The sequence below is a fragment of the Halobacterium sp. DL1 genome (genome assembly GCA_000230955.3).
Lineage (GTDB): Archaea > Halobacteriota > Halobacteria > Halobacteriales > Halobacteriaceae > Halobacterium.
In genome coordinates, this window is the sequence record CP007060.1 from 2,426,381 (window position 1) to 2,441,444 (window position 15,064).

Below are 15,064 nucleotides of genomic sequence, written 5' to 3' on the forward strand. Positions count from 1 at the left end.
GGTCTGTCCCACGCTGACCGCATTCGCACACTCTGCAACTCCGCGACGCCTTCAGTACCCACGCCACCGAACTCCCTGCTGGGTTCCGGACGCCCGGAATCCGTCCCTGTTCCCCGCCACGCCGAGGCCCACGGCCGTTGCCTGGCCGTTCCCTGCCACCCCGGGCCTCGGTTGGCGTTTCGAAGCCGAGTCGCGCAGCCGAGGAGTGCCGGACGGCAGCGATCCCGGATTCTGCCGTCACACCGCGTCTCGAAGCGGAGGATTCACGCACGCCGAGTGCCAACCCGACTCCATGAAGTCGCACGTGAAACTGGCGCTGGTGCTCGCCGCGGGTATCGCGCTGCCGGGCGTGGCTGACTACGCGCTCAAGGAGGCGGGCGCGCCGACCGCCGGCGCCGTAGTGTGGGCGCTCGGCTACGCGACGATGGTGCTGGTCGTCTGGTACTACTGGATCCGGCCCCTCGACATCACTGGACCGCGCGGTGGAACGGAACCTTAAAGGGGATTTCGCGGCGATTTCCGACCAACAATGGCGTTCACACCGTTGCCCCTCATAGACGACTTCCTCGTCAACTACCACGTCGGGCACGCGCTCCTGCTGCTGTTCGTGCTGTCCGTCGTCGGGGTCATCCCGCTCGGGTCGCGGAAGATCGTCTCCATCAACGCCGTGACGTTCGGACTGCTCTTCCTCGTCATCCCGGGGTCGATGATCGGAGAGACCGCGTTCACGTACCGCTTCCTCGGCCTCGCGCTCGTCATCGTCGCGCCGCTGCTGTACGTCACCGCCCGACAGTAGTCCGGGGCCGCGGACGCCGCTTCTGTGCCAGCACCGCCCCGTCGCCGTTCTTCTACGCCCCCACGCTACTCGCCGACCAGTTCCTCGTAGCGTGCGCCGGTCTGCTTCAGCGTCGCCTCGCTGTACAGCCGCTCGTGGTCGAACGGCAGGTACTCCGCGGCGAGTTCGTCGATCTTCTCGTCGACGGCGTCGCCCTCGCGACCGTGGATCATCGTGAAGAGGTTGTACGGCCACTCCTGGTCGGGTCGCCGCGGCCGGTGGTAGCACAGCGTCACGTACGGCAGCGTCCCGACGTCGACGCCGCGCTCGTCGAGTTCGTCGTCGGGGACGTCCCAGACGACCATGCAGTTGGCGTCGAATCCCGTGACGACGTGGTTGACGATGCAGCCGACGCGCTTGATGCAGCCGTCGGCGAGCAGCCGCTCGACGGCGGCGAGCACCTCCTCGACGTCGGCGCCGATTTCGTCGGCGACGTCCCGATACGGCGTCAGAGACAGCGGGAAGCCGTCCTGAATGGCCAACAGCAGGTCGGCGTCCAGCGCAGCGAGGTCGCCGGTAGCGTTCTCGCTGATGCGCGTCGCGGAGACGTCCGTGCTCTCCAGGCTCTCCCGGGCAAATCTATCCGAATTTACCACCGGGAACTCCAGGTCGATGTAGTAGTCCGTCAGCATCGGGAGGTTCAGCACCTCGCAGCCCGTTCGCTCCTCGATGTCGGCGAGAATCTCGTCGCGCTTCTCGCGGCTACCCGCGGTGACGACGAACCACTGGTTGTACTCGTGGGCGCGCCGGTAGTTGTGGTTCACCTGCCGGTAGCCGTTGATGATCTCTGCTATCTCTTCGAAGCGGTCCTCGGGCGCCCGGACGGCGGCGAGCGTCGAGGAGCCAATGACTGGTGGGTTGAGCACGGCGCCGAACCGCCGGAAGACGCCCGCGTCACGGAGGCGCTGGACGCGTTCGACGACGTCCGCCTCGGTCGTCCCGAGGTCCGCCGCGACGACCTCGAAGGGGCGCTCGCGGACGGGGAAACCGCTCTGGTACTCGTCGACGAGGCGTGCGTCCGTGTCGTCGAGGCGTTCCCGCCAGTCCTCCGCAACCATTGGTCGGGCGTAGGGAGCGGCGTGGTTACTGTCTACCGGTTCCGGCCCACCCGAACCGGGTGGATTTACCGTGGTGGGGTTCAAAGCCGCGGACATGAGCGATTCGTACGGCGAGTGGCCGCTACAGCGCCTGATGACCGAGGTCGTCGGTTCGGGGCCGAAGTCCGCCGCGGACATGTCCCGCGAGCAGGCCGCGGAGGCGTTCGAGCGCATCCTGGACCTCCACCCCGACCCAACGACGCTGGGCGCGTTCTGGCTGGCCAACCGCTGGAAGCGAAACAACGGCGAGGAACTCGGCGCGTACGTCGACGTGATGCGCGAGGAGAGCGTCGTCACCGCCGAACCCGACGCCGACCCCGTGGACTGCGGCGCGAACTACGACGGCAAGCAGTCGAGCGCTCTGCTCGGCGTCGCCGCTGGCGTCGTCGCGGCCGCCGCTGGCACGCCGGTCGTCGTCCACTCTGGTGACCGCGTGCCGACACAGCAGGGCGACGCGTACAAGCACGTCCTCGACGAACTCGGCGTCCGCACCGAGGTCTCCCCCGAGGAGAGCGCGCGGATGGTCGACGAGGTGGGCTTCGGCTTCTACTACCAGCCGAACTTCAACCCGGTCGTCGACGCGCTGTGGGACCGCCGCGAGAAGATGGGCGTCCGGACGTTCGTCAACACCGTCGAGACGCTCGGTAACCCCGCGAACGCCGACGTCCACCTCGGCTCGTTCTACCACCTCGCGTTCGCGAAAAAGATCGTCGAGACGGTACGCGAGAGCGAGGACGTTGGCTTCGACCGCGTCCTGATGTTCCAGGGGATGGAGGGGTACGACGACGTTCGCCCCGGCTCCACGACCGTCGCGGAGTGGAGCGAGGGCGGCGACATCGAGGACTTCACCGTCGAGACGCCGGACTACGGGATGGACTTCGAGAGCGAGGACCTCAACGTCGACGACGTGGCCGTCGACTCCGCGGAGATCACGCTCGACGTGCTGGCCGGCGAGGAACGCGGCCCGTTCGCGGACGCCGTGGCACTCAACGCCGCGCTCCGCATGTACGCCGGCGAGGACGTCGACTCCATCGACGAGGGCGTCGACCGGGCCCGCGAGGTCGTCACCGACGGCCGCGCCGAGTCGCTGCTCGCCGACCTCTGTGCGTTCTGAGCGGGTGCCGGCGCCCCCGGTCGAGCGGCGCGAGTAGGTAGGGTTATCCGCCCGGCGGGCGACCGTTCGGACTGTATGACTATCCAGGCGACGCTCCACACGAGCGAAGGCGACATCGAGGTCGAACTGTACGACGACCGGGCCCCGCGGACGGTCGAGAACTTCGTCAACCTGGCGGAACACGACCCCGCAGCCGGCGACGACCCGGCCCCCGGCACGCCCACCTGGGAGGACCCAGAGAGCGGCGAGGTGCGGGGCGACGCCCTCTACAACGACGTGAAGTTCCACCGCGTCATCGAGGGGTTCATGATTCAGGGCGGCGACCCGACGGAGTCCGGTCGCGGCGGCCCTGGCTACGAGTTCGAGGACGAGTTCCACGAGGACCTCCGCCACGACGGCCCCGGCGTGCTCTCGATGGCGAACTCCGGCCCGGACACGAACGGCTCGCAGTTCTTCATCACGCTGGACGCCCAGCCACACCTCGACGACCGCCACGCGGTCTTCGGGAAGGTCACCGACGGCATGGACGTCGTCGAGGCCATCGGCAACGTCGAGACGGGCCCCAACGACCAGCCACAGCGCGACGTCGTCCTCGAGTCCGTCGAAGTCCACGAGTAGCGCGGCGCTACTGTCGCCGTCGACACTGAGTGGCCGTCTACTGGCCGCTTCCTCCTGGGTCCCCGCTCGGTAGCGGAGCGACCGAAAGCCGAAAGACCGGCGGCCCCCAACCCCCGCCAATGAGCGACGCCGACACCGCCGTCGACCCCAGCGACATCGGGGAGGCGGACGCGCCGCCCGTCGAGGAGAAGCCGTACAAACTCGTCTACGAGGCCAACAAGTGCTTCGGCGCGGGCAAGTGCGCGGAGGTCTCCGCGAACTGGGAGATGGACATCTCCACGGGCGTCGCGAAGCCGACGACCTACTTCTTCGACGAGGACGAACTCGACCACAACGTCGCCGCCGCCGAGGCCTGCCCCGCGAAGAAGGGCGACGGCGTCATCCACGTCGTGGACCGCCGCACCGGCGAGGAGATCGCACCCGACCCGCACGGCGACGGCACCCTCTCCGTCGACTGGTAGCGTGCGCCCCCTCTACCGCGTCCTGCTCGCGACGAGCGTCGTCTACCCCGTCGCGCTCGTCGCCACCGCCATCGCGTTCGGGCTCGACTGGACGCTCGCCAACCGCGTCGTCCTGCTCGCCGCCAGCCTCGGCGTCGGCGCCGCCGTCCTCACGCAGGCCGCAGTCCGCCGCCGACTCGCGTGACCGCGTAGACCGACCGTAACCGACTTCTCCCCCCGGACCCCACGAACGGACGCGAGGGTGGCCGAGCGGCCAAAGGCGGCGGGCTTAAGACCCGCTCCCGTAGGGGTTCGTGGGTTCGAATCCCACCCCTCGCACTCGTTCTTCGAGCGAACGCGAGCAGACGAGGAGAAGGTGGGATTCGAAGCACGGCAGACGCAGCGCGAACGTAGTGAGCGACCGTCTGCATGCGGTTCGAATCCCACCCCTCGCATTGGACCTTTTGCGCTGCGCGGCGGCCTCCGGCCGCCGCTCGGCAAAAGCTACGCTAAAAGCACTCCTCGCTCCCGATGGTCGCTCGTCAGCCTCCGCTCACTCGCTTCGCTCGTTCGCGGAGAGAGCCAGCGCCCTCCCGAGGCCGGCTCAGGCCGACCCGTCGCCCTCCCCCGGGGGGACGAGTTCGAAGACCGCGCCGGTGTCACCCTCGGGGACGCCGCGCTGGCTGGCGAGGACGTACACCTCGCCGTTCGGTCCCTGGCCGAACATGCGGACGAAGTAGTCGAATCCGCCCTGGACGACGAGTTCTTCCATATCCCAGAGCTGGTCCACTGGCACTGCCCCGGGGTCCGTGTCGTCCGTCCCTTCGGTCGTCGTGGTGGTTCCCGGCGTGGTAGTCGTTTCCGTCGTAGTTTCCGTCCCGTTGTCAGTCGTGGTGGTGGTCGTGGTTGCACCGCCGTCCTGCCCGAAGTCGGCTGGCGGCGTGGCCGCGAGGATGCGGCCCGCTGGCTCCTCGCGTGCGGTGTCGGTCGTCCAGGCGCCGAAGACGTACTTGCCCTGGAGGCCGGAGACCGCGTCGGCCTCGTAGCGGTGACCACCGACGACAGTGATGCCGACGCTCTCCCCCTGGTAGGTGTGGGGGAACTCGACCACGGGGTCGACGAGCGGACTGCCGTCGTAGGGGGCCTCGTTGGGCTCGTTCTGGGGACAGTCCGTGATAGCGGTCGGGTCGGCAGCACTCTCGGTGCTGAAGCAGTGCGTCCCTTCCTTGACGTTCCAGCCGTAGTTCCCGCCCTTCTCGACGACGTCCACCTCCTCGAAGAGGTTCTGTCCCGCGTCGGCGACGAACAGGTTCCCCTGGCTGTCGAAGGAGATGCCGAACGGGTTCCGGAACCCGTACGCGTAGATCTCGTCGAGGGCGTCCGTGCCGACGAACGGGTTGTCTTCGGGGATACCGTACGGCGTCCCGTCTCCCTGCGCGTCCACGTCGATGCGGTGGACGTCACCGAGGAGGTTCTCCGTGATGTCCTGGCCGTTGCCGCCGCTGTTGGCGTCGTACCAGTCCTCGACGTGGCCGTACAGGTTGTCGTTGGCGCCGCCACCGTCGCCCATCGGGACGTAGAGGTAGCCGTCTGGTCCGAACGCCATCGGGCCGCCGTCGTGGTTGTACTGGGGTTTCTGGAACTGCAGGAGGACGCGCTCAGACGCCGGGTCGCCATTGCTGCCGTCCTCGGTGGTCGTGAACTCGGAGACCACCTCGACGTGGTCCCAGCCCTCCGGGGTGGCCTCGTTCGGCGGCGCGCTGTAGTGGAGGTAGAACCGCCCGTTGTTCGCGAAGTCGGGGTGGAAGTCGATGCCGAGCAGACCGCGCTCGTCGTAGGCCTGGGTCTGGCTCGCGTACGAGCCGTTGAACTCGCCGAGCGTAACCAATCGGTCGGAGACGGTCATGAACGGCGTCTCCCGGCGGCCCTGGTCAGTGACGACCCACACCTCGCCAGTCTGGTCGGTGACGAACTGCCGGCCGCTCCCGTCGTCGGGGACCGCGTAGTCGGTCGGGGCGGTCATGCCGTCGGCGACCAGCCGCAGGCCGACCTCGGTTCCCTCCGTGAAGAATCCGGCCCGGCCAGGCTCCTGGGTCGTCGTGGTCGTTGTCGTCTGCTCTGCGTCAGTGATGGAGAGGCTGCCGACCATGCTGGTCGGGTGGACCTCGCAGAGGTACTCCGTCATCTCGGCGGTCGCCGTGAACGTCACCGTCTGGGTCGCGCCCTGCTCGCTGATGATTTCGGAGCTCACGAGCCGGTTCCCGTCCCCGTCGACGATGGCGACGTTGTGGGGCTGTCCGTCGAGGTTCTCCCAGACGATGCTGTACTCCTGGCCGGTCTGCAGTTCCAGCGTCGGGTTCTCGACGCCTTCGATGGAGGCCGGGGCTTGCCCCTGCCACCCCGAGAGCTCGCCGCCGAGGCGGAACTCGGTCTGCTGTGCCGTCACGGTGGTACCGTACCCGAGTAGGCCGAACGCGACCCCGGCGCCGCCCACGCCCGCGAGGACGCGCCGCCGCGACACCGGCAGCGGTCGGTCAGCCCGACTCCCGTCCCCCGGAGTTTCGCCGTTCGGTTCAGCTCCGTCGGCCGCCGCGTCGGTGTGGTGGTCGTCCATGGTCTACAGTCGGCTAAGCAGCCTCGCAATCTTTGTTATGCGCAAACGCCCGACAAGTAGGGGCGAAGGGTGTGCAGAAACATCGTATTACTCTCCCAGCGGACCCGGAACCGGTCACCGTCCAGCAATCACCGGCAGTCGCGGCCGTCGAAGGTGAACCCGAGCGTCGCCCCTGGAACCAGGTCAGCCTACTATCGCCCAGGCCAACCCGATAGCGAGTCCGGCGCCGACGAGGTTCCCGACGGCGTGGAACGCGGCGGTGGCGTAGCGCTCGTTCTCGGCGAGGCCGACGACGTCGACGCTGAACGAGGAGAACGTCGTGAACGCGCCGCAGGCGCCCGTGCCGACGAGCAGGAGGACGTCGTCGGTGGCGCCAGCGAAGGTGATTGCCGCGAGGACGAAGGTCCCGAGGACGTTCACGGCCAGCGTGCTCGCGGGGTAGCCCTCGACCTGGACGAACTCGCCGACAGCGTGGCGGAGGACGGCGCCAACTGCGCCGCCGACGCCGACGAGGAGAACAGGGGGAAGCGGGAGGACCGTCACGCCCCACCTCCGTAGCGGACCGCCAACGAGCGCCCGACGAGGACGCCGAGGAAGCCCAACGCGTAGTTGGCGGCGACGTTCGCGACCAGCAGCGGCGGGGTGACGCTCGCGCTCTGGACGGCGAACGTGCTGTACGTCGTCAGCGAGGAGAGGAACCCGGTGGTGAGCAGCGTCCGGGACGCCTCGGAGAGGGCGCTGCGGCCGACGGCCTCGTAGACCAAGAAGCCCAGGGCGAGGCTGCCGACGGCGTTCACGGTGAGCGTGCCGAGGAGGCCCGGCGCGAGCAGCGAGACGGCGTAGCGGAGGGTCGCGCCAGCGAACCCGCCGACGGCGACGAGGAGTAGCGTCCGTAGCGTTCCGTGCGGGCGTCTCGACATGGGTCTCGCGGGTTGCTCCGAGGTGGAGTGTGCCGGTACGTATAGCCAGCGGTACGGCCGGGGCCGAGCGCAACGCCCAACTGCTCGCGCTCCCTCTCGGCAAGTAATGAGCGACATCGACGTCGAGTTCGTCGAACACGGGCGGTTCCGGGCGGTAGACGAGGAGAGCGAGGAAGCCGCGTTCGAACCCACGACGAACGACTGGAGCGCACGCGCCGTCGTCGAGGCGGAGACGGTCGACATCACGGTGACGGTGCCGACGCTGTCGGCTGTCGTGAACGAACCCGTCGCGGACGTCGTCGAGGACGGCTGGTACGACACGTTCGAGCGCCGGGTTGTGGACGCCGACAGCGTCACACTCGCCGACGACGTGACCGTCACGGGCGTCTCGCGGGAGGAGGGCGACGTGGTCGTCGAACTGACGCTGACGCCCCGGAGCGGCAAGGCCGACGACGACGCGCTCGCGCTGGTCAACTACGTCGAGGGGACGTGGTTCGAGGGCGTCATCCCCGGCTACGACTACGTCGAGCAGGTCCAGTCGATGCGGGAGCAGGCCGCCCAGAACGGGCAGGGAAGTTCCATCTGAGGAGGGGACGAACGGCCGAGTCCGGGGTCAGCTCATCGAGATGTACGTCTCGGTGTCCTCGACGCCGGGCGTGCTCTGGATGCCGTTGGCGGCGATCTCCTTCACGTCGGCGGGCGAGTCGACGTCCACCCTGGCGATGAGGTCGACGTCGCCAGCGACGAGGTGGGCGTCGACCACGCCGTCGATGTCCGCCACCGCGTGGAGCAGGCGGTCGGCTTCCCCCGTGTTGGCCTTCACGAGGATGTAGGCGGTGACCATCTACCTCCCCCCCGCGACGGCCTCGCCGCCGACGAGTATCTGGCGCACGTCCTCGAGTGACTCGAACTCCGAGAGCACGGCGATGCGTGACCCCACCTCGAGGGTCTCGTCGGGGAACGGGAGCCCCAGGGGGGCGTCCTCCTTGCCGAAGGCCAGCAGGCGGGCGCCCGAGGGGAGTTCGAGTTCACTGAGCGTGTAGCCGTGCATCGGCGCGTCCCGGGTGACGGTGAACTGGACGATCTGGAGCTTCTCGGCGAGGTCCGCGATGGCGGTGACGTTGCCGCCGAGGAGCGCGTTCTTCGCACCGATGGCGCCGAGCCGTTCTGGGTAGACGATCTCGTCGACCTCGTCGGCGTACTTCTGGTAGATCTCCTCGCGGTAGTCCTCGTCGATGCGCATGACGGTCCGGCAGCCGTGGTACTTCCCGACCATGCAGCCCACGAAGTTCGTGTTGAGGTCGCCGGCGAGCGCGCCGAGCGCGTCCGCCGTGTCGAGGTCGGCCTCCATCAACACATCCTCGCTGGAGCCGTCGCCCTCGATGACGTCGAAGTCCTGCTTCCGTGCGCGTTCGGCCTTGTCGTAGTCGCGCTCGACGAGCGTCACGTCGTGTCCCTCGTTGGCGGTGATGCGGGCGGTGCGGAGGCCGACCCGCCCCGCGCCGATGATGACGATGCGCATACCCCTCGTAGGACGTGACACGCCAAATAGGTTTGCGCCGCGTTACCACGTAACAACGCTTTTCGTGTGGGGCGTCCAAGGTGATGCTATGGTTCACGCGTTCATCATGGTGCGGGCCGGCGCGGGCGCAGCCAGCGACGTCCGCGACGTCGTGGCGGAACTGGAGGGCGTCGAGGCCGCCCACGTCGTCGCCGGGCAGTACGACATCATCGCGGAGGTCGGCGGCGGCGAGGTCCACGACGTCCTGGAGACGGTCTCCAGTCGCATCGGCACCGTCGACGGCGTCACGGATACGCGGACGTACATCTCGCTGTCGGCGGCGTAGCACTGAGTAGGTAGACGGGGAGAAACGAGGCGAGCAGCGCGCTCAGAACTCCTGTTCCTGGGGGTCGTGGTCCTCGAGCCACTCGTGGAGCCAGTCCCGCTGCTCGTCGATGCGGGGCGTGCGCTCCTCGTAGACGTAGTCGAACAGTTCGTCGACGTCCGGTTCCCCGACTGCTTCGGCGGTCTCGACGGCGTCGTCGAGTTCAGCCTCGGCGTCCTCGCGGCAGTCGGCGACGAACTCGTCGTCGACGACGCCCTGCTCGCGGAGGTACGACTCGAAGCGCTCGACGGGGTCGGCGGTCCGCCACTCGGGGAGGTCCTCGTCTTCGGGGCGGTAGCGGTCCGGGTCGTCGCTCGTGGTGTGGGCGCCCTGGCGGTAGGTGAGGCTCTCGACGAGCACGGGGTCGCCGTCGCGGGCGGAGTCGAGCGCGTCGGCGACCGTCTCGTAGACGGCGGCCGGGTCGTTGCCGTCGACCTGCACGCCCTCGAAGCCGTACGCCTCGGCCTTCACGGCGATGGAGTCGCTGGCGGTCTGCTTCTCGCGGGGTAGCGAGATGGCCCAGTTGTTGTTCTCGCAGAGGAAGACGACCGGCGCGTCGAAGACGCCCGCGAAGTTCATCCCGACGTGGAAGTCGCCCTCGCTGGTCGCGCCGTCACCGAGGTAGCAGACCGCGGCGTCCGTGACCGGGGTGTCGTCGCGGTCCGCCTCGTAGTTCATCGCCATCCCGGCGCCCGCCGCGTGGGGAATCTGGGAGGCGATGGGGATGGCCTGGGGGAAGATCGGCACGTCGTGGTCGGAGTGGAACTCGGCGTGGCCGCGCCGGAAGAGCAGGATGTCGCTGGCGGGGACGTCGCGGGCCAGCTGCATCGCGTTCGAGCGGTAGGTGGGGAACAGCCAGTCGTCGTCGGCCATCGCGTGGGCGGCGCCGACCTGCGACCCCTCCTGGCCACTGTACGGCGGCCAGCCGCTCATCCACCCGCGACGCTGGAGCGCCAGCGCCCGCTCGTCGAAGTGCCGTGCCCGGATCATGTCTCGGAAGAGGGCGCGCGCCCCGTCCTCGTCCAGCGCGGTCTCCGAGAGGTCCGTTTCCCCGATGACGCGGTGCATACCACCCGGGACAGGAGCCAGTCACTTACCGATAGCGAAAAGCCACCCGAGTCACAACGCCCGGGTATGGTCTCGGCCGTCACCGCCGCGGGCGTCGGCGTCATCGTCCTCGTCCACACCGCCATCGCCGCCTTCGGCGCGCGGTTCTTCCGCATCACGCTGAAGACGCGGTGGGGGTCGATCCTCTACACGGCGCTGTTGATTCCGCTGGTCTACGCCGTCACGACGCTCGTGCTGGGCGCGATCGGGCTGGGCGCGGGTGCCTTCGACTCCGCCGGCGAGTTGATCGTCGTCACGTGGGCGTTCCCCTTCTTCCTCGGGTGGTCCATCGACCTGTTCTGGCTGCCGTCGCCCGAGGAGCTCGAACAGCTACCGGAGTAGGCGGACGGCGAGCAGCGCGCTCAGCGTCGGGAACGCCGTCAGCCAGCCGAACCCGAGCAGCGCCGCGACGACTTCGAGAACGTACGGAACGCCGAGCAGGCCGAACGTGGCGGCCGCGACGAGCGACCCACCCACCGTGCGGGCGACAGTGACGACCGTCGCGTCGACGGTCAGCGCGAGCACCGCGTCGACGACATCGAACGCGACGAGCGTCGCAGTGACGAGTCGGGCGGAGACGCGGCGGCGGGGCCCGTCGCCGCCGACCGGCCACAGGATGCGGAACTCCTCGGGGAAGAACGGCGGGAGACTGATGGGCGGCAGCGACAGCGAGAACCCGTCCTCGTCGTCAGGCATCGGCGAGCAGGCGGTCGAGCACGTCCTCGGCGTCCTCGAGCACCGCCTCCGGGGACTGTGTGGCGTCGATGCGGACGAAGCGCTCGGGGGCGTACTCGATCAGCTGCTCGTAGTTCGCCCGCACGTCCCGGAGGAACGCGGCCTGCTCGAACTTGTTTGTCGCACCGGCGCGGGCGGCGCCCGTCTCCGGGTCCACGTCGAAGTAGAGCGTGGCGTCCGGGGGGCGCGTCCACGGCTGGTGGACGCCCCGCACGTACTCCATCGGTCGCGGCACCTCGCCCTCGAGGGCGGCGCCCTGGTAGGCGTACCGTGAGTCCGAGTAGCGATCCGAGACGACGACGTCGCCGCGTTCGAGGGCGGGTTCGACCACGCTGGAGAGGTGGTCGGCGTGGTCAGCGGTGAAGAGGAACAGTTCCGCGAGCGGGTCGGCGTCGTCTTCCGCCTCCGAACGCCGGACGGCCTTGCCGTACCACGAGTCGGTGGGCTCGCGGGTGAACGTGTAGCCCTCCTCGCGGTCGGCCCGGAGCGCCTCCCACACCGTGGTCTTGCCGCTGCCGTCGATGCCCTCCAGCGTGACGAGCATACGAGAGACACGGCGAGCGACGTACAAACGGCTTCGGGTTCGCGGCGAATCTGGCGCTCCAGCGCCCGGTGGCGGGCCTAGCTTTAGGGCAGCGCCGTCCATGAGTGAGCGTATGGACGTGCTGGTCACCGGCGGTACGGGATTCATCGGGACGCATCTGTGTCGTGAACTCGACGAGCGCGGCCACGAGGTGACCGCGCTCTCGCGGCATCCCGAGGGAGCCGGATTGCCAGACAGCGTCGGGACAGCCGTCGGTGACGTGACGGCCTACGACGCGGTCGCCGAGGCGATGGAGGGCCACGACGCAGTGGTGAACCTGGTCGCGCTCTCCCCGCTGTTCAAGCCAAAACAGGGCGACGAGCGGCACTTCGACGTCCACCTCGGCGGCACCGAGAACGTCGTCCGGGCCGCCGAGGAGGCGGGCGCGGAGTACGTCCTCCAGATGTCCGCGCTCGGCGCCGACCCGAACGGCCCGACGGCGTACATCCGGTCGAAGGGCGCCGCCGAGGGCGTCGTCAGGGACAGCGACCTCGAACACACCATCGTGCGACCGTCGGTGGTGTTCGGCGACGGCGGCGAGTTCGTCACCTTCACGAAGAAGCTGACGACGCCGTACGTCACGGGTCTCCCGGGCGGCGGGAAGTCGCAGTTCCAGCCCATCTGGGTGGAGGACATCGTGCCCATGCTCGCCGACTGCGTCGGCGACGAGAGCCACTGGGGGGAGACGTACGAACTCGGCGGCCCAGAGGTGTTGACGCTCGCGGACGTGGCCCGACTCGCCTACCGCGCGGAGGGGAAGTCCGTGCGCGTGCTCTCGATTCCGATGCCCCTGGCGGGCATCGGGATGCGGCTCGCCGACCCCCTGCCGTTCGTGCCGTTCGGGACCGACCAGTACCGGTCGCTCCGGTTCGACAACACGGTCCGGGAGAACGACGTCTCGGCGTTCGGTGTCAGCGAGTCTGAGTTGACCACGCTGACCGACTATCTACGGTCGTCGTAACCGTCCGTAAGCCACCCCTACTTCGACTAGTCAACGGTCTGAACCTACCCGGGTACTAATTTAAAAGGAACGGGTTGACCCTACTCGTGGCGGACGGCTATATATCTGTCCCGGGGTCGCTTTCCCGCGAAAAGCAACGTGTCCGCTCAGCGGAGGGAAACGGGCCTGCAAAAGGCTTATAGGCCCCATACTTCTCTAACTGTGCAAAGGGTTCCGTAATGAAACTGGCAATGATCGGGTTCGGTCAAGCGGGCGGGAAAATACTCGACAAATTCCTCGAGTACGACAAGCGGCACAATTCGAACATCGTGCGTGCCGCCGTCGCCGTCAACACCGCCAAGGCCGACCTCATGGGTCTCGAACACGTTCCACAGGAGAATCGCGTCCTCATCGGACAGTCCCGCGTCAAAGGGCACGGCGTCGGGGCGGACAACGAACTCGGCGCGGAGATCGCCGAGGAAGACATCGACGAGATCCAGGGTGCGATCGACAGCATCCCCGTCCACGAGGTCGACGCGTTCCTCGTCATCTCTGGTCTCGGCGGCGGTACCGGGTCGGGTGGCTCCCCGGTCATCGCGAAGCACCTCAAACGCATCTACACCGAACCCGTCTACGGTCTCGGCGTGCTCCCCGGCCGCGACGAGGGCGGCATCTACACGCTGAACGCGGCCCGGTCGTTCCAGACGTTCGTCCGCGAGGTGGACAACCTCCTCGTCTTCGACAACGACGCCTGGCGCAAGTCCGGCGAATCCGTTCAGGGCGGCTACGACGAGATCAACGAGGAAATCGTCACCCGCTTCGGCATCCTCTTCGGCGCGGGCGAGGTCGAACAGGGCGGCGAAGTCGCGGAATCCGTCGTCGACTCCTCGGAGATCATCAACACGCTCGCCGGCGGCGGCGTCTCCACGGTCGGCTTCGCCACCGAGGGCGTCGACGACGACGGCGGCAGCAGCGGCCTTCTCTCCCGGTTCACGAGCAACGACAACCCGGTCGAGGACTCCGCGTCCACGACCAACCGCATCACGTCGCTGGTCCGGAAGGCCGCGCTCGGTCAGCTCACCCTCCCCTGCGAGATCGAGGGCACCGAGCGCGCGCTCCTGGTCACCGCCGGCCCGCCGAAGTACCTCAACCGGAAAGGGATAGAGCGCGGCCGGAAGTGGCTCGAAGAGCAGACCGGCTCGATGGAGGTCCGCGGCGGCGACTACCCCGTTCGGAACTCCAAGCAGGTGGCCTCGGTCGTCCTGCTGTCGGGCGTGAACAACGTCCCGCGCATCAAGGAGCTCCAGGAGGTCGCCATCGAGGCTCAGGAGAACATCGACGACATCCGCGACGAAAGCGAAGAGAACTTGGAGGAACTCGTCGAAGACGACGACGATGAACTTGAGCCGCTGTTCTAAGCTCGCGGCTGCACTCGTCGTTCTCCTGCTCGCGGCCGCCGTGCCAGCGGCTGCGGTGTCCGTTAGTGGTGACGTTCCCGCGACCGCCGAGGTCGGCGAGAAGCAGACGACGACGTTCACCGTTACGGAACCGTTCGACGAGTACGAGCAGTGGACGCTGCAGGCCGAGACGCAACTGGAGGACGTCACCTGGCAGGTGACGACCTTCGACAACGCCGACAACCAGGTCGACGAACAGACCGTCACCGGCCAGTCGATGAGCTACGACCTGCAGGCGTCCAGCGGCGTGGTGCGCGTCGAGGTGAAACTCGTCGGCACGACGCCGTCGGTCAGCGAGTGGAGCTACGAGCCGCCCCAGCAGTTCACCTACGCGGAGTTCGTGCAGTCCCAGGAGGGCGGCGCCAGTGACACGCTCCAGAGCTACGAGACGCGACCGTACACGACCGAGAGCGACGAAGCCCGGACGGCCATCGACGACGCCCAGTCGGCCATCGAGAGCGCGAAGAGCGCCGGCGGGGGCGTCGGCGACGCCGAACGCGACCTGGAGGACGCCGTCGAGTTCTTCAACACCGGCAACTTCGAGCAGGCGACGAACAACGCCGAGGAGGCCCAGCAGACCGCGAACAACGCGGCATCCTCCGCCCAGCAGACGGACATGCTCCTGCTGGTGGCTGCCGGCGTCGTCGTCCTCCTGCTGATTGCGGGCGGCGTCTACTGGTACCTCCAGCAGCGGGACACCTACGACAAACTCGGCTGA

The 15,064-nt window shown here is 68.2% G+C and carries 21 protein-coding genes and 1 tRNA gene; 13 read left to right on the forward strand and 9 right to left on the reverse strand.

Translation table 11 applies throughout. The features are described from left to right. The first annotated feature begins 292 nt into the window (after positions 1-292). Together HALDL1_14540 and HALDL1_14545 are read left to right on the forward strand one after the other, a co-directional pair. The gene (locus HALDL1_14540; protein AHG04672.1) at positions 293-499 is read left to right on the forward strand and encodes a hypothetical protein; all 207 of its coding nucleotides are present in this window, start codon (positions 293-295) and stop codon (positions 497-499) included. 30 nt (positions 500-529) lie between these two features. Further along, positions 530-796: a hypothetical protein gene (locus tag HALDL1_14545; GenBank protein ID AHG04673.1), complete on the forward strand. Its 267-nt coding sequence runs from the start codon at positions 530-532 to the stop codon at positions 794-796. A 65-nt stretch (positions 797-861) separates the two neighbouring features. Here the strand turns inward: HALDL1_14545 and HALDL1_14550 are convergent, their stop codons facing one another. Next, the gene (locus tag HALDL1_14550) at positions 862-1,893 is read right to left on the reverse strand and encodes a heme biosynthesis protein (GenBank protein AHG04674.1); all 1,032 of its coding nucleotides are present in this window, start codon (positions 1,891-1,893) and stop codon (positions 862-864) included. A 94-nt stretch (positions 1,894-1,987) separates the two neighbouring features. On the opposite strand from HALDL1_14550, the gene HALDL1_14555 reads away from it, so the two are divergent. From HALDL1_14555 to HALDL1_14575, 5 genes are all read left to right on the forward strand, one after another. Further along, complete coding sequence (locus HALDL1_14555) at positions 1,988-3,046, forward strand: anthranilate phosphoribosyltransferase (GenBank protein ID AHG04675.1); 1,059 nt, start codon at positions 1,988-1,990, stop codon at positions 3,044-3,046. 75 nt (positions 3,047-3,121) lie between these two features. After that, on the forward strand, positions 3,122-3,664 hold the full coding sequence (locus HALDL1_14560) for a cyclophilin (GenBank protein ID AHG04676.1): 543 nt from the start codon (positions 3,122-3,124) through the stop codon (positions 3,662-3,664). Positions 3,665-3,783: 119 nt separating this feature from the next. After that, positions 3,784-4,125 (forward strand): hypothetical protein, encoded by a 342-nt coding sequence (locus HALDL1_14565; protein AHG04677.1) that lies wholly within the window; start codon positions 3,784-3,786, stop codon positions 4,123-4,125. Between the two features lies 1 nt (position 4,126). Next, positions 4,127-4,309 (forward strand): hypothetical protein, encoded by a 183-nt coding sequence (locus tag HALDL1_14570; GenBank protein ID AHG05388.1) that lies wholly within the window; start codon positions 4,127-4,129, stop codon positions 4,307-4,309. A 51-nt stretch (positions 4,310-4,360) separates the two neighbouring features. Beyond that, positions 4,361-4,443: transfer RNA gene (locus HALDL1_14575), tRNA-Leu, on the forward strand. A gap of 265 nt (positions 4,444-4,708) precedes the next feature. Here the strand turns inward: HALDL1_14575 and HALDL1_14580 are convergent. From HALDL1_14580 to HALDL1_14590, 3 genes are all read right to left on the reverse strand, one after another. Further along, a complete protein-coding gene (locus tag HALDL1_14580; GenBank protein AHG04678.1) occupies positions 4,709-6,718 on the reverse strand; it encodes a glucose/sorbosone dehydrogenase in 2,010 nt (669 codons plus the stop codon). A gap of 183 nt (positions 6,719-6,901) precedes the next feature. Next, the gene (locus HALDL1_14585; protein ID AHG04679.1) at positions 6,902-7,261 is read right to left on the reverse strand and encodes a chromosome condensation protein CrcB; all 360 of its coding nucleotides are present in this window, start codon (positions 7,259-7,261) and stop codon (positions 6,902-6,904) included. Continuing rightward, the gene (locus HALDL1_14590; protein AHG04680.1) at positions 7,258-7,638 is read right to left on the reverse strand and encodes a chromosome condensation protein CrcB; all 381 of its coding nucleotides are present in this window, start codon (positions 7,636-7,638) and stop codon (positions 7,258-7,260) included. Before HALDL1_14590 ends, HALDL1_14585 begins: the two co-directional genes overlap by 4 nt. 106 nt (positions 7,639-7,744) lie before the next feature. Here HALDL1_14590 and HALDL1_14595 point away from each other — a divergent pair, with 106 nt between their 5' ends. Then, positions 7,745-8,224: a hypothetical protein gene (locus tag HALDL1_14595; GenBank protein ID AHG04681.1), complete on the forward strand. Its 480-nt coding sequence runs from the start codon at positions 7,745-7,747 to the stop codon at positions 8,222-8,224. A 27-nt stretch (positions 8,225-8,251) separates the two neighbouring features. On the opposite strand, the gene HALDL1_14600 is transcribed toward HALDL1_14595, so the two are convergent. Next, positions 8,252-8,482 (reverse strand): transcriptional regulator, encoded by a 231-nt coding sequence (locus tag HALDL1_14600; protein ID AHG04682.1) that lies wholly within the window; start codon positions 8,480-8,482, stop codon positions 8,252-8,254. After that, positions 8,483-9,160: a potassium transporter Trk gene (locus tag HALDL1_14605; GenBank protein ID AHG04683.1), complete on the reverse strand. Its 678-nt coding sequence runs from the start codon at positions 9,158-9,160 to the stop codon at positions 8,483-8,485. Between the two features lie 88 nt (positions 9,161-9,248). Between HALDL1_14605 and HALDL1_14610 the strand changes: the two genes are divergently transcribed. Continuing rightward, positions 9,249-9,485 (forward strand): AsnC family transcriptional regulator, encoded by a 237-nt coding sequence (locus HALDL1_14610; protein ID AHG04684.1) that lies wholly within the window; start codon positions 9,249-9,251, stop codon positions 9,483-9,485. A gap of 42 nt (positions 9,486-9,527) precedes the next feature. Here HALDL1_14610 and HALDL1_14615 read toward each other — a convergent pair whose 3' ends face one another. Next, positions 9,528-10,592, reverse strand: a complete 1,065-nt coding sequence (locus HALDL1_14615; protein ID AHG04685.1) for a 2-oxoacid dehydrogenase — start codon at positions 10,590-10,592, stop codon at positions 9,528-9,530. Between the two features lie 66 nt (positions 10,593-10,658). Here HALDL1_14615 and HALDL1_14620 point away from each other — a divergent pair, with 66 nt between their 5' ends. Further along, positions 10,659-10,973, forward strand: coding sequence for a hypothetical protein (locus tag HALDL1_14620; GenBank protein ID AHG04686.1), 315 nt, complete (start codon positions 10,659-10,661; stop codon positions 10,971-10,973). Here HALDL1_14620 and HALDL1_14625 read toward each other — a convergent pair. Further along, the gene (locus HALDL1_14625) at positions 10,962-11,327 is read right to left on the reverse strand and encodes a hypothetical protein (GenBank protein AHG05389.1); all 366 of its coding nucleotides are present in this window, start codon (positions 11,325-11,327) and stop codon (positions 10,962-10,964) included. The genes HALDL1_14620 and HALDL1_14625 overlap by 12 nt on opposite strands. Then, entirely contained in the window at positions 11,320-11,910 is a 591-nt protein-coding gene (locus HALDL1_14630) for a thymidylate kinase (protein AHG04687.1), read from the reverse strand. The genes HALDL1_14625 and HALDL1_14630 overlap by 8 nt, the downstream gene beginning before the upstream one ends. 112 nt (positions 11,911-12,022) lie before the next feature. Between HALDL1_14630 and HALDL1_14635 the strand changes: the two genes are divergently transcribed. From HALDL1_14635 to HALDL1_14645, 3 genes are all read left to right on the forward strand, one after another. Next, positions 12,023-12,910: an NADH dehydrogenase gene (locus HALDL1_14635; protein ID AHG04688.1), complete on the forward strand. Its 888-nt coding sequence runs from the start codon at positions 12,023-12,025 to the stop codon at positions 12,908-12,910. 218 nt (positions 12,911-13,128) lie between these two features. Next, positions 13,129-14,307: a cell division protein gene (locus HALDL1_14640; protein ID AHG04689.1), complete on the forward strand. Its 1,179-nt coding sequence runs from the start codon at positions 13,129-13,131 to the stop codon at positions 14,305-14,307. Then, entirely contained in the window at positions 14,285-15,064 is a 780-nt protein-coding gene (locus HALDL1_14645; GenBank protein ID AHG04690.1) for a hypothetical protein, read from the forward strand. The genes HALDL1_14640 and HALDL1_14645 overlap by 23 nt, the downstream gene beginning before the upstream one ends.